The sequence below is a fragment of the Pantoea sp. SORGH_AS_0659 genome, from assembly GCF_031453915.1.
In the GTDB taxonomy this organism is placed as follows: domain Bacteria; phylum Pseudomonadota; class Gammaproteobacteria; order Enterobacterales; family Enterobacteriaceae; genus Pantoea; species Pantoea leporis.
In genome coordinates, this window is record NZ_JAVJAK010000001.1 from 200,648 (window position 1) to 217,534 (window position 16,887).

General features: G+C 56.0%; 16 protein-coding genes. 8 read left to right on the forward strand and 8 right to left on the reverse strand.

The features are described 5' to 3' along the window. Positions 1–160: 160 nt before the first annotated feature. Both yhjD and Q3H59_RS01010 read right to left on the reverse strand, forming a co-directional pair. Complete coding sequence (gene yhjD / locus Q3H59_RS01005) at positions 161–1,168, reverse strand: inner membrane protein YhjD (protein ID WP_110867713.1); 1,008 nt, start codon at positions 1,166–1,168, stop codon at positions 161–163. A 45-nt stretch (positions 1,169–1,213) separates the two neighbouring features. Next, a complete protein-coding gene (locus tag Q3H59_RS01010) occupies positions 1,214–2,113 on the reverse strand; it encodes a LysR family transcriptional regulator (RefSeq protein WP_101762793.1) in 900 nt (299 codons plus the stop codon). 115 nt (positions 2,114–2,228) lie between these two features. Here Q3H59_RS01010 and Q3H59_RS01015 point away from each other — a divergent pair, with 115 nt between their 5' ends. Beyond that, on the forward strand, positions 2,229–2,987 hold the full coding sequence (locus Q3H59_RS01015; RefSeq protein WP_309832681.1) for an SDR family oxidoreductase: 759 nt from the start codon (positions 2,229–2,231) through the stop codon (positions 2,985–2,987). Between the two features lie 82 nt (positions 2,988–3,069). Here Q3H59_RS01015 and Q3H59_RS01020 read toward each other — a convergent pair whose 3' ends face one another. After that, positions 3,070–3,918, reverse strand: a complete 849-nt coding sequence (locus Q3H59_RS01020; RefSeq protein WP_309832683.1) for a PhzF family phenazine biosynthesis protein — start codon at positions 3,916–3,918, stop codon at positions 3,070–3,072. 113 nt (positions 3,919–4,031) lie between these two features. Between Q3H59_RS01020 and Q3H59_RS01025 the strand changes: the two genes are divergently transcribed. Beyond that, positions 4,032–4,655 (forward strand): glutathione S-transferase family protein, encoded by a 624-nt coding sequence (locus Q3H59_RS01025; protein WP_101762777.1) that lies wholly within the window; start codon positions 4,032–4,034, stop codon positions 4,653–4,655. Here the strand turns inward: Q3H59_RS01025 and Q3H59_RS01030 are convergent. Then, positions 4,622–6,112 carry a PLP-dependent aminotransferase family protein gene (locus Q3H59_RS01030; protein WP_309832685.1) on the reverse strand — a complete coding sequence of 497 codons (1,491 nt, stop codon included), beginning with the start codon at positions 6,110–6,112 and terminating at the stop codon, positions 4,622–4,624. The genes Q3H59_RS01025 and Q3H59_RS01030 overlap by 34 nt on opposite strands. A 136-nt stretch (positions 6,113–6,248) precedes the next feature. Here Q3H59_RS01030 and Q3H59_RS01035 point away from each other — a divergent pair, with 136 nt between their 5' ends. Further along, positions 6,249–6,836 (forward strand): LysE family translocator, encoded by a 588-nt coding sequence (locus tag Q3H59_RS01035; RefSeq protein WP_176972553.1) that lies wholly within the window; start codon positions 6,249–6,251, stop codon positions 6,834–6,836. A 67-nt stretch (positions 6,837–6,903) separates the two neighbouring features. Here the strand turns inward: Q3H59_RS01035 and Q3H59_RS01040 are convergent, their stop codons facing one another. The 4 genes from Q3H59_RS01040 to Q3H59_RS01055 all read right to left on the reverse strand — a co-directional run bounded on the left by Q3H59_RS01040 (position 6,904) and on the right by Q3H59_RS01055 (position 10,087). After that, on the reverse strand, positions 6,904–7,269 hold the full coding sequence (locus tag Q3H59_RS01040; protein WP_192415454.1) for a type II toxin-antitoxin system HigA family antitoxin: 366 nt from the start codon (positions 7,267–7,269) through the stop codon (positions 6,904–6,906). Beyond that, a complete protein-coding gene (locus tag Q3H59_RS01045; RefSeq protein ID WP_036621935.1) occupies positions 7,269–7,571 on the reverse strand; it encodes a type II toxin-antitoxin system HigB family toxin in 303 nt (100 codons plus the stop codon). The genes Q3H59_RS01040 and Q3H59_RS01045 overlap by 1 nt, the downstream gene beginning before the upstream one ends. Positions 7,572–7,701: 130 nt before the next feature. Next, positions 7,702–9,312 carry a malate dehydrogenase (quinone) gene (mqo, locus tag Q3H59_RS01050; RefSeq protein WP_309832693.1) on the reverse strand — a complete coding sequence of 537 codons (1,611 nt, stop codon included), beginning with the start codon at positions 9,310–9,312 and terminating at the stop codon, positions 7,702–7,704. Between the two features lie 535 nt (positions 9,313–9,847). Then, positions 9,848–10,087, reverse strand: coding sequence for a DUF1158 domain-containing protein (locus Q3H59_RS01055; protein ID WP_007891898.1), 240 nt, complete (start codon positions 10,085–10,087; stop codon positions 9,848–9,850). Positions 10,088–10,371: 284 nt separating this feature from the next. Between Q3H59_RS01055 and mntP the strand changes: the two genes are divergently transcribed. The 5 genes from mntP to Q3H59_RS01080 all read left to right on the forward strand — a co-directional run bounded on the left by mntP (position 10,372) and on the right by Q3H59_RS01080 (position 16,842). Next, positions 10,372–10,944, forward strand: a complete 573-nt coding sequence (gene mntP / locus Q3H59_RS01060) for a manganese efflux pump MntP (protein ID WP_309832697.1) — start codon at positions 10,372–10,374, stop codon at positions 10,942–10,944. Positions 10,945–11,423: 479 nt separating this feature from the next. Further along, the gene (gene dgcN / locus Q3H59_RS01065; RefSeq protein WP_110867708.1) at positions 11,424–12,431 is read left to right on the forward strand and encodes an N-acetyltransferase DgcN; all 1,008 of its coding nucleotides are present in this window, start codon (positions 11,424–11,426) and stop codon (positions 12,429–12,431) included. A gap of 1 nt (position 12,432) precedes the next feature. Further along, complete coding sequence (dgcA, locus tag Q3H59_RS01070; RefSeq protein ID WP_217549813.1) at positions 12,433–13,398, forward strand: N-acetyl-D-Glu racemase DgcA; 966 nt, start codon at positions 12,433–12,435, stop codon at positions 13,396–13,398. 18 nt (positions 13,399–13,416) lie between these two features. Next, positions 13,417–15,279 (forward strand): ABC transporter ATP-binding protein, encoded by a 1,863-nt coding sequence (locus tag Q3H59_RS01075; RefSeq protein WP_309832702.1) that lies wholly within the window; start codon positions 13,417–13,419, stop codon positions 15,277–15,279. Positions 15,280–15,300: 21 nt separating this feature from the next. Next, entirely contained in the window at positions 15,301–16,842 is a 1,542-nt protein-coding gene (locus tag Q3H59_RS01080; RefSeq protein WP_101762769.1) for a glutathione ABC transporter substrate-binding protein, read from the forward strand. Positions 16,843–16,887: the final 45 nt, after the last annotated feature.

Below are 16,887 nucleotides of genomic sequence, written 5' to 3' on the forward strand. Positions count from 1 at the left end.
AATGGCGGATGGGAACGGGAAGTGTCACTTTTTTGGCGGGAATCTCTGCAAAAGGGCCAAATTAAAGTGACCCTTTAGCGTTTCCTGCTGGTTTTTGCTGAAAAAGTAGCCAGCAGGAGACATTTTTAGCTAGTACGACAATTGTAACAACCTCGTTAGCTTATTTAGCCTGATGCGGCTGCGGCATCTCTTTATCATCTTTGTATTTGGCGGTGGCGATCCACGCGGCGCAGAACAGCGTCAAACGCGCAAAGAAGTAGAAGAACGCCATTAAGCCGAGTACTGAACCAAAGGCCGCGCCCGACGGCGAGCTTGCCAGCTTCGGCAGCGTCAGCGTCATTACAAACTTGATCACCTCAAAGCCAATCGCCGCCAGCAGGGTGCCGCGGAACAGCGCTTTTTTACGCGGCTTGTGGCGCGGTAAAATCCAGAAGATCCACAGGAACAGCAGATAGTTAGCCAGGATAGAGATGGATAACGCAATCACCGTCATCGCTGGACGCAGCCACTCAATGTCTTCCAGCCCCAGCGCGTTAACGATCGCTGCCTGCGCCGCGCCGGCAATCGAGGTCAGCGACAGCGTAATCACCAGCGCAAACATCAAACCCAACAGCGAAATCAGATCGCGCGCGTACTTCTTCCAGAATTTCTCCTGATCGTCTGGCGTGCGTTCCCACACGTCGCGTGACTGCGCGCGCACCGCTTCACGCAGGTTGCCCATCCAGTTAATGCCGGAGTAGAGCGCCAGCAGCAAACCGGTTAATCCCACTGTGGCACGCTGCTGAATCGCGGTATTCACCGTATTTTTCAGCGTGGTGGCCAGCGTCGGATCGCTGATGCTGTTAACGATTTTGTTGATCAACTCGGTGAGCAAATCCTGATTCGACGCCAGCACAAAGCCGACTGCCGCAAAGGAGACCATCAAAATCGGTATCAGAGAGAGAAAGGAAAAGTAAGTGATCGCCGCGCCAAACTGGCTACCGAGACGATCGTTGAAGCGTTCCAGCGCGCGCATAAAGTGCGCCACCGCCGGAATCGCCTGGAACCAGGCAGCGAAGCGCGACACATTCTGAATCGAGCCATCCACGGTTTTATTGCCGGTTTTAATATCAATCAGCGGCTTGGCTTCTGCCTCGGCCGCAGTCTGTTTAGGGGTTTTGTCCGTCATAGACGATAGTCATCCTGTTCACTGCGAAAATACAATTATAGTCTGCTAAGTTACATATTCCTGCAGGACTTGGCTGAGCCATTCCATAAACACTCGCACGCGGCGCGCCACGTTGCGGCGATGCGGATAAAGCAGCGAGATCGGCATCGGTTTCGCCGGGAAGTGATGCAGCACTTCAACCAGTTGCCCCGATTCCAGCAGCGGCTGCACGCCAATCGCCGGCACCTGAATAATGCCGAGCCCGGCCATGCAGGCGGCGCGATAGGTTTCGGTGCTGTTTACCGTCACTACGCCGCCGGTTTGAACGTAATGACACTGTTTGCCATCAAAATATTCAAAGCCCAATGAAGGTTGTCCCAGCTGCTGGGTGTAATGCACCATCGCGTGTTGCGACAGATCTTCCAGCCGCACCGGCATGCCGAAGCGGGAAAGGTAGCCGGGGCTGGCGCAGTTGATCAAGGCGTGCGAGCCGATTTTCCGCGCAATCAGCCCGGAATCTTTCAGCTCGCCAACGCGCACTACGCAGTCAAATCCTTCGCGAATCACATCAACCTGACGATCGCTGCTGCTCAACTCAATTTCCAGACCGGGATAGTGCTGCAAAAACTCCGGCAATCGTGGCAGCACAAAGCCGGTCGCCATCGCCACCGACATGTCCACGCGCAATTTGCCGCTTAAGGTGCCGGGATCGTGCTGGAACAGGCTGTCCATGTCGTCGAGCATCGATAGTAAATCGAGGCAGCGATCGTAATAAACCAGGCCGTCCTGCGTCAGATGCACACGTCGCGTGGTGCGATGCAGCAGGCGCGTCCCCATTTGATTCTCCAGCGCCTGCAGCTGGCGGGATACGCTGCCTTTCGGTAAACCTAAGCTTTCTGCCGCACGGGTAAAACTGCCCATTTCTGCCACCCGCACAAAAACCTGCATAGCGTGAATTTTATCCATGTTGTTCACCGATTGTTGTTGTTAGTGAAACAGTGCTGCGTATTCCTCTGCGTTTATAGATCAATTATTCACGAATATCCTTAACACGTGTTCAATTTTCCAACTGGAGCGAAACATGAGTCATAAAATTGCATTGATTACCGGCGGAAATCGCGGTTTAGGCAAGAATGGGGCGCTGAAACTGGCTGCCAAAGGCACCGATATCCTGTTTACCTATCGCGGTCACGCGGAAGAAGCGCAGGCGGTTGTGCAGGAGATTGAAGCGCTGGGCGCGCGTGCGGTGGCGTTGCAACTGGATGTGGGCGACACCAGTACGTTCGACGGCTTCGTGGCGCAGGTTAAAGAAGCGCTGCAGAAAACCTGGCAGTGTGACAACTTTGATTATTTAGTGAACAACGCCGGTCACGGTCACTACAAGCTGTTCGCAGAGACCAGCGAAGATGAGTTTGACGCGCTGGTGAATGTGCACTTCAAAGGGCCGTTCTTCCTGACGCAAAAACTGCTGCCGCTGATCGTTGATGGTGGACGCATCCTGAATATCTCCAGCGGGTTAACCCGTTTGACGCTGCCGGGTTCAGGCACGTACGCCTCAATTAAAGGCGCGATGGAAGTGCTAACACGCTATCAGGCCAAAGAGTTAGGCGAGCGCCACATCCGCGTCAACATTCTGGCGCCAGGCGCGATTGAAACTGACTTCGGCGGCGGCCGCGTGCGTGATACCAAAGATCTCAACGACCATATCGCTTCCGTCACCGCACTGGGCCGCGTTGGTTTGCCGGATGATATCGGCGATGCCATCAGCGCGATCCTCAGCGATGAAACCGGCTGGATCACCGCACAGCGCATTGAAGCCTCAGGCGGCCAAGGTCTGTAAAAATATAAACTGATGCACATATTCGTAGCGGCGCAATTTATTGCGCAATAAATTGCGCCGCTACGGATGGTGCAGATTACAATTACAGCTCAATCGTCCCGTCAATCACCGTCACGGTTTGGCCACCAATCCAGATCGCTTTATCGCTAAAACTCACCTGAATGCGACCTTCCCGCTGAATCGCGCTGCCCTGACGTGCCCGATAATCCCGGGTTTGCTTGTTAGCCTCGAAATAGCGTGCCAGACAGGCGTTGGCGCTGCCGGTCACCGGATCCTCAGTCAAGCTGCCGTTCTCAACCAGCAATGCGCGCACTTCATACTGCTCGTTTTCGCCCGACGGTAACGCACCAAAAATTGCCGTACCGTTAACCTCAGCATGCTGATGTAAACGGTGTAAATCGGCTGCTGACGGCACCACATCCAGCACCGCTTGCGCGCTACTCATCGGAATCAGCAGCCAGCGAATACCCATATCAACGATGGTCGGCATTTGGCTGAGATCGAAGCATTCACTGTTCAGCGCGCTGCTCATCAGCGCATCACTGAACGGCGTTAATGTGGCGGCAGGCGCGGCAAACGCCAGCGCACCGTCATCGCTGATTTTCACCTCAACCAGACCAACGCCGCACTCCTGCACGATTTCGCCCGGCGTTTTCAGCGGCCAACCGGCTTCCAGCAGCGCATGCGCGGTGCCTAACGTCGGATGCCCGGCAAAAGGCAGTTCACCTTCGACGGTAAAAATGCGTACGCGGTAATCGGCCGCCGCATCCTGTGGCGGCAGCACAAAGGTGGTTTCCGACAGATTGGTCCAGCGCGCAATCGCCGTCAGCTGCGCGTCACTCAATCCCTGTGCATCCATGATCACCGCCAGCGGATTACCTTTAAACGCCGATGAGGTAAACACGTCCACCTGTTTAAATGCGACCTTCATTGTCACTCCTTCCTCGTTGAGGTTGTCTGAAATCGGGATTTACATCCTGCTGATTGCGAAAGGCCAGCAACAGGGCTATGAATAGATTAAGAATTCTGGAATCGGAGTCCGCAATGTTAAAAGTTCTTGGCCGTACTTCATCAATAAACGTGCGAAAAGTTCTGTGGCTGTGCGCAGAACTCGATATTGCGTACGAATTAGAACCCTGGGGCGATGATCCACAATCGCTGCACTCGAAAGAGTTTATGGCACTCAATCCCAACGCCATGGTCCCGGTAATAATCGAGGACGACTTCGTGCTGTGGGAATCCAACGCTATTCTGCGCTATCTCGCCAACAGCAATGGCGGCGAATGGCTCTATCCCGACAATCCCCGCGCGCGCGCGCCAGTTGATCAGTGGATGGATTGGCAAGCCACCGAACTTAACACGTCCTGGCGTTACGCATTTATGTCGCTGGTGCGCAACTCGCCGGCGCATCAGGATCCCCGCTTGCTGGCGGCGGCGGTGAAAGGCTGGACGCACACCATGAACATACTCAACCAGCATCTGGAGAAAACCGGGCGCTATGTCGCAGGCCGCAATTTCTCGCTGGCCGATATTCCGGTTGGGCTGGCGGTGAACCGCTGGTTTGAAACCCCGCTGGAACACCCTGACTTCCCGGCGGTGCAGACTTATTACGAACGCCTGACCGAGCGCGAGCCTTACACCACCTGGGGCCGCAACGGCAAACCCTGATCCTGTCCCGGCGCGAGGCCTGTCATTTCACAGGCCAGCGCGCCGGTGCGCTGCAGCGCCCACGTATAACGTTCATCAAACGGGTAGCAGCAGGAGAGGCGCAACGCATGTTTGTAACGATCGCTCAGGGAGTAGAGCGCGCCCGGCGTCACACAGATTTGCTCCTGCAGCAGACGATGAAACATCTCTACGGTATCAATATTCCCCGGCAGTTCGACCCAAAAAACAAACCCGCCGTGCGGCAGGGTCGCGCGCGTGCCCTGCGGAAAGTGGCGTGCCAGAATCCCGCGCGCCGCATCCAGATTGGCGGCATAGCGCCGACGCAGCGTGCGCAGATGATGATCGTAGCCGCCGCTGGCAAGAAATTCGGCCAGGGTTTCACTTAACAAGCGTGATTCCGCCATCGAAGACACCGCTTTGAGGTGAGCGATAGCGTCATGAAAACGCCCGGCAGCAGTCCAGCCGACGCGGAAATCAGGCGCCACGGTTTTGGTAAAGCTGGTGCAGTAAATCACCCAACCCTCGCTATCAAACGCCTTTACCGGCGGCGACAGCGGCCACTCAAACTGCAATTCGTCGTACAAACCATCTTCCAGCAGTGGAACGTAGTAAGTGTTCACTAACTTCGCCAGCCGCTTTTTATTCTCCAGCGGCATCACATATCCCAGCGGGTTCTGCGCGCCGGGCATGGCGATCACCGCCTGAACCCGCTTCTCCTGCAGCAGCATCTCCAGCGCATCCAGCGACAATCCCTGCTGCGGATCGGTAGGAATTTCCAGCGCTTTCAGCCCCAGCGACGCCAGCAGCGGGAACAGGAAGAAATAGGTCGGCGACTCCAAACCAATGCAATCGCCGGGTTTAGTCACCGCGCGCAGCGCCAGCTGGAGTGCTTCCATGCAGCCGTGCGTCAGTGTGATCGCCTGCGGCGGCAAGTTGATGCCGTTGTGCAGGGCACGACGCGCAATCTCCTCCCGTAAGCGCTCACTACCGGGTGGAAGCGCATAGCGTCCGATAATGTCGGGATTCTGGCGCAAAATCGACGCAGTAATTCGCCCGATCCGCGCCGCCGGATAGAAGGTGCCATCCTGCGGACAGGCTAATGAGATATTGGTGTAATCGGGATTATTTTGCGCCGCGAACACTTGCTCAATCAGCTCCAGCTTCTGCGCGCTGGGATCGTTGATTTTTGCCGGTAGCGGTTTTACTGAACGCGTCACGGCGGGCAGCACGCCACGCACGTAATAACCCGACTGCGGCCGCGATTCAATCAGGCCGCGATCTTCGAGGATTTGCCATGCATTGAGCACGGTATTGATACTCACCTGATGCGATTGTGCCACGCGGCGTATCGCCGGCAGCCGTTTACCCGGCTTCAGCGTGCCCTGATGTATCGACTCGGCAAAGCTATCGACCAACTGCTGATACAGCGTTTGACCGGATGAGAGTGGAAGGGACACAAAAGCCTCCGCGCGCGATGGGTACAATTCATTTTTGAAACAACTGTACCCATTACAATAGTGGTTTTGTGTCTCTGTTTCCATTGCAACATACGCATTAGCATGAAGGCATCATTGATTCTTCAGGAAGCGCATCATGCTCGATCCATCATTCTTCAGCTACGTCACCGTGATGTCGATCACGCCGGGTCCAAATAACCTGCTGCTGGCAACGTCGGGTGTTAACTTTGGCTTTAAACGCACGCTGCCGATGCTGTTTGGCATCCTGCTAGGCTGCGCAATACAGATGCTACTGGCGAGCGTGGCGCTGGATGCGCTGCTGCACTGGATGGGCGCGATTCGCCTGCCGTTGACGGTAGTCGGCTGTAGCTATCTGCTGTGGCTTTCGTGGAAGATTTTCCGCGCTGGCGCGCCGCAACTGCGTGAACGCCCGCGTCCCATGACGCTAATTGGCGGCATCTGTTTCCAGGCGGTTAATCCCAAGGCCTGGTTGATGGTCACCAACGTGGCGCTGATGTACGCCAACAGTAACGGCGTGCTGACGGTGCTGTTGGGATTCGCCGCACTGAATCTGCCGTGCATTTTGATTTGGGCAGCGCTGGGCGATCGCCTTCGCAGCCATCTGCAGGTCGCGTGGAAACGTCAGGCGTTTAACAGTTTGATGGCGCTTTCGCTGGTGGCGACAACAGTGTGGATGTTGTACGACGCGGTGCTTCTGAGCTAGATACTTCGGTGCGCAAAAATGCGCACTTTGCACTTTCCGGGTTGCCATTAATGGCAACCCGTTCGCCTTACAATCCGACCAGGCTCTCTAATGGAATTCCAAACTGCTTATGCAGATTACGGATCATTTCCAGTGACAATGAACGTTTGCCATTGAGCACTTCATAAACGCGATTGCGGCGGCCAATTGCGGGCTCCAAATCCTTGGCAGTAAGCCCTTGTTGTTCCATCCGGAACTTGATGGCTTCAATCGGATCGGCAGCCTCAATGGGATAATGCTTTTTTTCCCATGCCTCAATTAGCATGCTCATCACAATCATATAATCGCTCTCTGGTGTGCCGAGCTCGGGCACATGTTCAAAGAGCGGCGAAATAGCTTCAAGAGCCGCTTCGTAATCCTGTTCGGAATGAATAGGTTTAATGGTTAATGTCATTAGCGTTGCTCCACCGTATTAGCGTCAATCGCGTCATATTCCCGATGTGTGCCGATAAACTTTATAAATATCAGCTTCTGTGGATACGCAATGGCCGCTATCAGTCGATAATCGTTTCCTTTGATATTGAATACCACTCGGCTGCCTTTAAGGATGCTGGCGTGGCGGTATTGTTCCTTAATATCTGCCGGGCTTGACCAGTCGGCCTTCTGTGCTTCATCAATCCAGGCTCTCAACGGCTGCGAAGAGTCGGGGTTCGCCGTCATAAACTCCCTTAATGACCTTACCGATATGATTCTCATGCAGCGCATCTTAATCCCGTTTTGGGACTATAACAAACCTGAATCCCAATTTGGGACATTTCTTGCCTTAGGCATAAAAAAGAGGCCGCTTTCGCGGCCTCTCATCTTGCCAACATCTGATACTACCTTGTTACTTGCCCACCACGTGCGCGGTTTCGCGCGCTTCATCGTTGGCGGCATCAGGTGTAATCACCGGTTCATAGTCGAGTTGCAGCACGCGGCTGGTATCGGCCAGCACTTTCTCGGTCAGTGCGACGTCGCCGTTCAGCTTGCGGCCCCACGATGGGATCACCATGCGGATTTTGGTCTGCCACTCCGGTGAACGCATCTGTTCCGGGAAGGCTTTCGCCATCAGCTCGAGCATAATCGGTGCGGCGGTGGAGGCGCCCGGTGAGGCACCCAGCAGGGCGGAAATGGTGCCATCTTCCGAAGTCACCACTTCAGTGCCAAGACGCAGCACGCCACCTTCAGCGTCATCGTTCTTGATGATTTGCACGCGCTGGCCGGCAGTGACTAAACGCCAATCTTCCTGCTTCGCCTGCGGCACGTAAGCGCGCAACGCTTCCATACGATCGCTGTCGCTTTGCAACACCTGATCAACCAGATATTTCACCAGGTCGAAGCTCTTCAGGCCAACCTGCACCATCGGCTTGAGGTTGCTGGTGTTCATCGCGCCGAACATATCCAGCAGCGAACCCTCTTTGAGGAATTTGGTTGAGAAGGTAGCAAACGGCCCAAACAGCAGCACCTGCTTGCCATCCAGCACGCGGGTATCGACGTGCGGCACCGACATCGGCGGTGCGCCGACGCTGGCTTTGCCATACACCTTCGCCATATGCTGTTTCACCACGTCAGGATTTTCCGTCACCAGGAATGAACCGCCCACCGGGAAACCGGCGTAGCCTTTCACTTCCGGAATGCCGGATTTCTGCAGCAGCGGCAACGCCGCACCGCCGGCACCGATAAACAGCTGGCGCGTGGTCAGCACACGATTTTCACCGCTGGCCAGATTATGCAGCGTGACCTGCCAGCGACCGTCGCTCAGGCGTTTGATATCACGCACTTCCTGGCGCAGACGCAGGCGGAAATTGGCTTTCTTCTCTAAAGAGGCAATCAGCTGGCGCGTTACTTCACCGAAGTTCACGTCGGTACCCATTTCGGTCCAGGTCGCCGCCACTTTCTGTTTGCTGTCGCGGCCGTTCATCACCAGCGGAATCCACTCGGTGATTTGATCGCGGTCTTCAGAGTAATTCATGCCACGGAAAAGGGTGCTTTTCTGCAGCGCATTGAAACGCTTGCGCAGGAATTCAACGTTATCGTCGCCCCAGACGAAACTCATGTGCGGCGTACTGTGGATAAAGCTTTTGGGATTGCGCAGGTTGCCTTTCTGCACGTGATACGCCCAGAATTGACGCGAAATCTGGAACGATTCGTTAATCGCGACCGCTTTGGCGATGTCGATGCTGCCATCCGCCTTCTGCGGCGTATAGTTGAGCTCCGCCAGCGCGGCGTGACCGGTTCCGGCGTTGTTCCAGCCATTAGAGGATTCAACGGCCACATCATCAAGACGTTCAACCATCTCAACTGACCAGTCAGGCTCGAGATCTTGCAGCCATGCGCCCAAAGTCGCACTCATCACGCCTGCGCCAATCAGCAGTACGTCGACGTCTTTTCGTTCCTGAAGGTTTGCACTTTCCATTGAAGCGGCGGCGAGCGCCAGATTTACCGCAGTAGTACTCATGAGGCGACATCTCCTCTCTCTGTTGACCTGAAGCTCAACAGGTTCGCAGGCGAAATAGCCGCGCTTCTTTCGAGCGCGTGGCGCTATCTCTCAAAGGTTAAGACTCAGGTATAAGTCACGGGGACGATAACGGTTAACTGCACGTTATGCATATGCATTCGAATATAACATTCTCGTATCGGAATTAAACGTTTGTTTATTTTTTAAAGGCGGAAATGATTCAGCATAAGAATTAATCAGCTCAACCTCGCGGTCATAAGGGATTTTTATCTCTTAATCAGACGGTTAGAGTAATGCAGTTGTTACGCTATTGTGAGGGGTTTTGAAGGGGGTGAAAACGGCGGGTGATATGCATCACATTTTAATGTGTTGAAAAATATATGTTTTAACTAAATTGATTATTTATGCGGATTTTATGTTGCGCAATATTTCGCCATGTCGTGTAAAAGTAATGTTACATTTTTGTGGTGATGAATTGAGGTCTGGCCGAGTAAAGCTGCCAGAAGAAAAATGCATCACCTTGCCGGAAAAACGATCAGCGCGATCGGCGGCGCCACAGGAAGCGAATGACGAAAAACTCGATCGCGCCCAGCAGCAAAAACCACAAACTAAAGACGATGGTATACAGCTGATTAACATCCATCAGATGCAGGCTTTCCTGCAATTGTTTTGCCAGCTCAATACCAAATGAAGGCGCGGGCAGCAGCAGGGCGGAAAGAAAGCCTAGCAGCAGAATGCCGCCTGGGATGATCAGCGTTTCGAATGGGTTATTCATGGTCATTGTCCAAATCAGTTAGCGCGGGCATTAGCGCATAAAACCGCGCTACGGTGCAATCCCGGCGCCGGCTCGCGCTCAGAAATTTCTTCTATTCCATTCACTTAGCGTCAAAAATAGCGGAAGTTAAGAGTTATAGCCTTTGCTATACTTAAATCCCTGATTTTACTGTCTTTTTTTTGACGTTTTTGCGTGTTAGACTGCGCGCACTTTTTCATTACTGAACAATAAATGCGGACAAGTAGCGGCTTTAGCGCCGGTTCCGCGGCATTGATTGAAAACCCATGACATTTATCGCAACCCTGATTTTGGCCTTTGGCATGTCGATGGACGCTTTCGCCGCAGCACTGGGCAAAGGCGCGTCGCTGCATCGCCCAGGTTTCAAAGAGGCACTGCGAACCGGCCTGATTTTCGGCGTTATCGAAATGTTGACGCCGCTGATTGGCTGGGCAATTGGCCTCGCGGCCAGCCGCTACATCATGGCGTGGGATCATTGGGTGGCATTCGTGCTGTTAACCATGCTGGGCGGCCGTATGATGATGGAAGGTTTTCGTCAAACCGCTGACGAGCCGTGCGAAGCGCCGCAGCGTCATGGTTTTATGGTGCTGGCGTTAACCGCCGTCGCCACCAGTCTTGATGCGCTGGCCGTCGGTGTTGGCCTGGCGTTCCTGCAGGTGAACATCATCATGACCGCCGTCACCATCGGCGCGGCGACCACTATCATGGCAACCACCGGCGTATTGGTTGGACGCTTTATCGGCCCGGTGATGGGCAAATGGGCGGAAGTGTTGGGCGGAGTAGTGCTGATCAGCATTGGCTGCACCATTTTAAGCGAGCATTTAGGCTGGTTTAACTAACCACGTTGTCGTTGCGCCATTCATGGCGACCTCTTCTTCACACCCGCACCAACCCCCAATTCTGTGATCTACTTCAAAAATAATTGCGGTAAAAACGCTCAGCGGCTATACTTTTTGCGTATTTCTTCAACAATTTTTGAACCAGGTGCTTTATGAAACGCTTTTTCCGCTACGTGTTCCGTTCTTATGTCGAGACTTTCAAACACGTACCGCCGGGTGCTTTAAACTAAGCATTCCGCCAGATACCCTCGATAATCGCGGTCAGGGATCGACCTGTGGTTATCAACGATTTTCTTATCTCTTCAGCCGCTAATCTCCCCATTTTTCCTCTAACTCGCTGATAAATCTCCTCACCCATTAGATTTCGATCTGGCTATAGCCGCACGTTATACCCCGCCACTAAACAAGCATTCGTCACCCCATCTTCTGCGTGAAATAGTCGATTCAGGCCCTATAAACCGTCTGAAACGAGAAACATCATGCTGATCCCACAACCTTATTTACTCTTCCTCGGCGATGTAACCGATCCACTGGCCGCTAAAACCGCACGCGGCATTCACGTCTGGCGTCCAGAGCAGTGCGTTGGCGAAATCAAACTGCCGGGCTGCACCGTCACGCTTGGCCTCGACGTCCTCGACATCGCCGCTGCCAAAGCGCGCGGTGCCAAAACCCTGGTGCTCGGCACCGCCAATGCCGGCGGTTACTTGCCCACGCATTGGCTCGACACGGTAAAAAGCGCCCTCTCTGCCGGGATGAACGTGGCCAGCGGTTTGCACCATCGTCTGGTGGATGAGCCGGAGCTGGTGGCGTTGGCCAAAGAGTTCGGCGTTGAGCTGTTCGACCTGCGCCACATGCGTCCAAAACTGGACGTCGGCAGCGGTAAAAAGCGCACAGGTAAGCGTGTACTTACTGTCGGCACCGATTGCTCGGTAGGCAAGATGTACACCTCGCTGGCGCTGGAAGCCGCGATGCGTGAACGCGGCATGCAAGCTGATTTCCGCGCCACCGGCCAGACCGGTATTTTGGTCGCGGGCGAAGGTATCGCGATTGATGCAGTGATTGCCGACTTCATCGCCGGCGCAGTCGAAGCGCTGTCGCCAGCCAATGACGCCGATCACTGGGATATCGTTGAAGGTCAGGGTTCGCTGTTCCATCCTTCCTATGCTGGCGTCAGCATGGGCCTGATCCACGGTGCGCAGCCGCACTGGCTGGTGATGTGCCATGAAATGGGGCGTCCGCATATGCGTCATCTGCCGCATCAGCCAATGGTCAGCCTGAAAGATTGCGTTGAAGCCAACCTGCGCGCAGCGCACGTTACCAGCGACGCGGTTCAGCTGGCCGGTTTCGCCATTAACACCTCGAACTACAGCGAAGACGAAGCGCGCGCCTATTGTGCAGAGATCAGCGCCGAATTCGGCGTGCCTGCCACCGATCCGGTGCGTTTTGGCATTGCGGATATCGCCGCGCTGCTGCAGGAGCGTGGCTAACATGCGGCGCATGCAGATTGAAGTGCTGGAGCTGCCGCTGGCGCGTCCGTTCGCCATCTCACGCGGTACGCGCACCGCAGTCACGGTGATTCGCGTGACGCTGGAGCAGAACGGCTTTATTGGCCGCGGCGAATGTACGCCAACGCCGCGCTACGATGAAACGCCAGAAAGCGTCAACGCCGAACTGGAAGCGCTGCGCGCCGACATGGAAGCGGGCCTGAGCCGCCTCGATCTGCAAAGCCGTTTATCAGCGGGTTCAGCGCGAAATGCGCTGGACTGCGCACTGTGGCGTCTCGATGCCGCGCTGGCGAAGCACACGCTGTGGCAACAGTGCGAGCGTCGTCAGCCGCCATCGGTGATCACCGCCGAAACCCTCAGCCTCGACTCCATCGAAAACATGGCTGCCGCCGCTGCCGATGCGGTATCACGCGGCGCCATCCTGCTGAAAATCAAACTTAATCGCGACGACATTCTGGAGAAAGTCGCCGCGATTCGTCAGGCCGCGCCGCGCGCCACCTTAATCATTGATGCCAATGAAGCCTGGTCGGGCGTGGATTTGCCCAGCCTGTTCAACGCGCTGGCGAGTTTTAACATCGCGATGGTCGAGCAGCCGCTGCCGGCGGGTCAGGATCAGGCGTTGCAGCGCTTCACACACCCGATTCCGGTGTGTGCCGACGAGAGCTGCCACACCCGCGAGGACATCGCGCCGCTGCGCAATCGCTACGAGATGATCAACATCAAGCTGGATAAGTGCGGCGGTTTGACCGAAGCGCTGGCGATGGTGGAAGAGGCGCAGAAGCACGATATGCGGTTGATGGTCGGCTGCATGCTCGGTTCTTCACTGGCGATGGAAGCGGCGCTGCCGGTGGCGATTGCCGCTGAACATGTCGATCTCGATGGCCCCATTTGGCTGGCCGCCGATAGCTCGCCCTTCCTTTCTTACGCTCAAGGCCAAATCTGGCTGTAACCCGCATGCGGAGCAATGATGACGGACACTTTACTCACATCCAACGCCGCCAGCGTTGCCGGTTCAGAACCGGTGCTCGCGATTCAGGATCTCAGCGTCAGTTTTCGCGGCCGCAGCGGCGAAAATCAGGCGTTGAAGGGCATCAGTTTTAACATTCATCAGGGCGAAATTGTCGCCGTGGTGGGCGAAAGTGGCTCGGGTAAATCGGTCACCTCGCTGGCGGTGATGGGCTTGCTAGCCGCATCCGGGCGTATCGATCGCGGCAGCATGCAGTTCCGCGATCGTCAGGGCCACGTGCATCAGCTTGCCACGCTGAATGAAACCCAGCGCCGTGCTTTGCGTGGTCGCGAAATGGCGATGATATTTCAGGAGCCGATGACCTCACTCAATCCGGTGCTGCGCGTCGGCGATCAGCTGACTGAAGCGCTGCGTGACCATCAGATTTGCGATAAAAGTCAGGCCGACTCGCGCGCACGTGAATTACTGCGCCAGGTGCGCATCGCCGATGTGGACCGCGTAATGAAAAGCTATCCGCATTCGCTGTCGGGCGGCATGCGCCAGCGCGTGATGATTGCGCAGGCGCTGGCCTGCGATCCGCAACTTTTAATCGCCGATGAGCCGACCACCGCGCTGGATGTCACGGTGCAGGCGCGCATTCTGCATATCCTGCGCGACCTGCAACGCGAGAAGCAGATGGCGGTGCTGTTCATTACTCACGACATGGGCGTGGTGGCAGAAATCGCCGATCGCGTGGTGGTGATGCTGCGTGGCGAAGTGGTTGAGCAGGGCACAGTCAGCGACATCTTTAACGCGCCGCAGCATCCTTACACCAAAGCGTTACTGGCGGCGGTGCCGAAACTTGGCGATATGCGTGAACACGCATGGCCGCAGCGTTTTCCGCTGTTGGGCAGCAATGCCAGCGATAACAGCGAGCAGCGCACCGCGCGCTATGACGAAACGCCGCTGCTGGACGTGCGTGGCCTGAAAGTGTATTACCCGATTCGCAGCGGGATTTTCTCGGCGCTCACCCATCAGGTGCACGCGGTGGAGCAGATCGACTTCAGCCTGTGGCCGGGCGAAACCCTGGCGATTGTCGGCGAAAGCGGCTGCGGTAAATCCACTACCGGCCGCGCGCTGATGCGGCTGATTAACAGCGACGCCGACAGCATCCATTTCCAGGGCAATGAAATCGCCAACCTGAAAGAAGCGCAGTTCCAGCCGCTGCGCCGTGAAATCCAGATGGTGTTTCAGGATCCTTACGCCTCGCTCAATCCACGTCTCACTGTCGGCTTCACCATTGCCGAACCGCTGCTGCTGCACGGCAGGGTGAAATCGCTGGAAGAAGCGTCGCCGCAGGTTGATGCGTTGCTGAAAAGCGTGGGCTTATTGCCGGAACATGCGCGGCGCTATCCGCACGAATTTTCCGGCGGCCAGCGCCAGCGTATTGCGATTGCGCGCGCCATGGCGTTGAAACCCAAAGTGATCATCGCCGACGAAGCCGTCTCGGCGCTGGACGTCTCAATTCAGGCGCAGGTGGTGAACCTGATGATGGATCTGCAACAGCAAACCGGCGTGGCGTGGATTTTTATCTCGCACGACATGGCGGTGGTGGAACGTATCGCTAACCGCGTGGCGGTGATGTATCTCGGCCAGATTGTTGAGCTGGGCCCGCGCCAATCGGTGTTCAACCAGCCACAACATCCTTATACCCAACGTCTGCTGGCCTCGGTGCCGGTGGCCGATCCCCAGAACCGGCAACCCCGCACTTTCGAAGAGGGCGAAATTCCTTCGCCGCTGCGCAAGGTGGGAGAAACGGTCATTAAACCGCGTTATCGCCAGGTTGCTCCGCAACACTGGGTCGCTGACTTTGTTTCGCGCTAACCCTCAATACCAGGAGATTTCATGAATCCGATTTTTCGCCGTACTGCGCTTGCGCTGGGATTGACCCTCTCGCTGGCCGCCGCCGCTCAGGCGCAGGATCTGCGCATTTCGATGTATGCCGATATCACCGGCCTCGATCCGCACGATACCTCCGATAACGTCAGCTACTCGGTGCAGAGCGGCATCTTCGAGCGTCTGTTCCAGTTCGATGCAAAGATGAAGCTGCAGCCGTGGCTCGCCACCAGCTACACCAGCAACGATAGCGCCACCGAATTTACCCTGACGCTGCGTAAAGACGTGACCTTCCAGGACGGCACGCCGTTCGATGCTGAAGCGGTGAAAGCCAACCTCGATCGCCTTGCCGACCAGAGCAAAGGCCTCAAGCGCAACAGCCTTTACAAGATGATTGCCAAGGTAACGGTGCTGGCGCCGGATCAGGTGAAAATCGATCTGAACCAATCGTTTGGTGCCTTCATTAACACGCTGGCGCATCCGTCGGCGGTGATGTGGAGCCCGGCGATTCTCAAGCAGTATCCGGAAGAAGCGCAGCTGCGTCTGCATCCGGTCGGCACCGGCCCGTTCAAGTTTGTAACGTGGCAGCCGGGCAAAGCGGTGACGCTGGCGAAATACGACGGCTACTGGCAAAAAGGCTGGCCGAAAGTGGATAACGTGATCTTCTCGCCCAGCCCGGAAGATGCCACGCGCGTTGCGGCGCTGAAGTCGGGCCAGGTGGATGCGATCTGGCCGCTGCCATCCGATCTGATCGCCACCGTGCAGAGCGACAGCAAACTGGCGGTGCAGCGCGATCCGAGCATTTATCTCTATTACATGGCGATCAACACTCAGCACAAACCGCTGAATGATGTGCGCGTGCGGCAGGCGATCAACTACGCCATTGACCGCGATCTGTGGCTGAAAGTGGCGTTTGCCGGCATGGGTAAACCGGCCAGTTCGGCGATTCCGGAAGGCGTGCAGTTCTACCAGAAGCAGAGCGCGCCTAACTATCGCTATGCGCCAGATGAAGCCAAAGCGCTGCTGAAGGCCGCCGGTTATCCGAATGGCCTCGATCTCAAACTGTGGGTCACCAACGCCACCGCCAGCGTGCGTGCCGCGCAGGTGTTAAAAGCGCAGCTGGCAACGGTGGGCATTCGTGCCACGGTCACGCCGATGGATTCCGGCACGCGCAACGCCAAACTGTGGGGCGTGAAGGACCCGAAACAGGCGGAATTTGATCTCTACTACGGCGGCTGGTCGACCTCAACCGGTGATGCCGATTGGGCCTTGCGTCCACTCTACGCCACCGAATCCTGGGTGCCGACCTCGTATAACGTTTCGTACTTCAGCAACGCCGAAGCCGACAAAGCGATTGCCGGTGGCTTAGCCACCGCCGATCCGGCCAAGCGTGGTGAAGCCTACGCCGAAGCGCAGAAAGTGTTGTGGAAAGAGGCACCGGTAGCGTTCCTCGGCACGCCAGACAACCTGGTCGGCAAACGCAGCACGCTGAGCGGTGTGTCGATGCTGCCGGATGGTAACTTCCTGTTTAATCAGGCGACGTTTAAGTAAAGGTTGGGTGGGGTTGGGGGCTCGCTGTCCCCCTACGAATGTGCT

Bases quoted from the DNA above. Each gene is read 5' to 3' on its own strand.
- dgcA (WP_217549813.1), top strand. From the start codon at position 12,433: ATGCGGCGCATGCAGATTGAAGTGCTGGAGCTGCCGCTGGCGCGTCCG.
- Q3H59_RS01075 (WP_309832702.1), top strand. From the start codon at position 13,417: ATGACGGACACTTTACTCACATCCAACGCCGCCAGCGTTGCCGGTTCA.
- mntP (WP_309832697.1), top strand. From the start codon at position 10,372: ATGACATTTATCGCAACCCTGATTTTGGCCTTTGGCATGTCGATGGAC.
- Q3H59_RS01015 (WP_309832681.1), top strand. From the start codon at position 2,229: ATGAGTCATAAAATTGCATTGATTACCGGCGGAAATCGCGGTTTAGGC.
- Q3H59_RS01080 (WP_101762769.1), top strand. From the start codon at position 15,301: ATGAATCCGATTTTTCGCCGTACTGCGCTTGCGCTGGGATTGACCCTC.
- yhjD (WP_110867713.1), bottom strand. From the start codon at position 1,168: ATGACGGACAAAACCCCTAAACAGACTGCGGCCGAGGCAGAAGCCAAG.
- Q3H59_RS01020 (WP_309832683.1), bottom strand. From the start codon at position 3,918: ATGAAGGTCGCATTTAAACAGGTGGACGTGTTTACCTCATCGGCGTTT.
- Q3H59_RS01055 (WP_007891898.1), bottom strand. From the start codon at position 10,087: ATGAATAACCCATTCGAAACGCTGATCATCCCAGGCGGCATTCTGCTG.
- Q3H59_RS01045 (WP_036621935.1), bottom strand. From the start codon at position 7,571: ATGAGAATCATATCGGTAAGGTCATTAAGGGAGTTTATGACGGCGAAC.
- Q3H59_RS01025 (WP_101762777.1), top strand. From the start codon at position 4,032: ATGTTAAAAGTTCTTGGCCGTACTTCATCAATAAACGTGCGAAAAGTT.
- Q3H59_RS01040 (WP_192415454.1), bottom strand. From the start codon at position 7,269: ATGACATTAACCATTAAACCTATTCATTCCGAACAGGATTACGAAGCG.
- Q3H59_RS01010 (WP_101762793.1), bottom strand. From the start codon at position 2,113: ATGGATAAAATTCACGCTATGCAGGTTTTTGTGCGGGTGGCAGAAATG.
- Q3H59_RS01035 (WP_176972553.1), top strand. From the start codon at position 6,249: ATGCTCGATCCATCATTCTTCAGCTACGTCACCGTGATGTCGATCACG.
- mqo (WP_309832693.1), bottom strand. From the start codon at position 9,312: ATGAGTACTACTGCGGTAAATCTGGCGCTCGCCGCCGCTTCAATGGAA.
- dgcN (WP_110867708.1), top strand. From the start codon at position 11,424: ATGCTGATCCCACAACCTTATTTACTCTTCCTCGGCGATGTAACCGAT.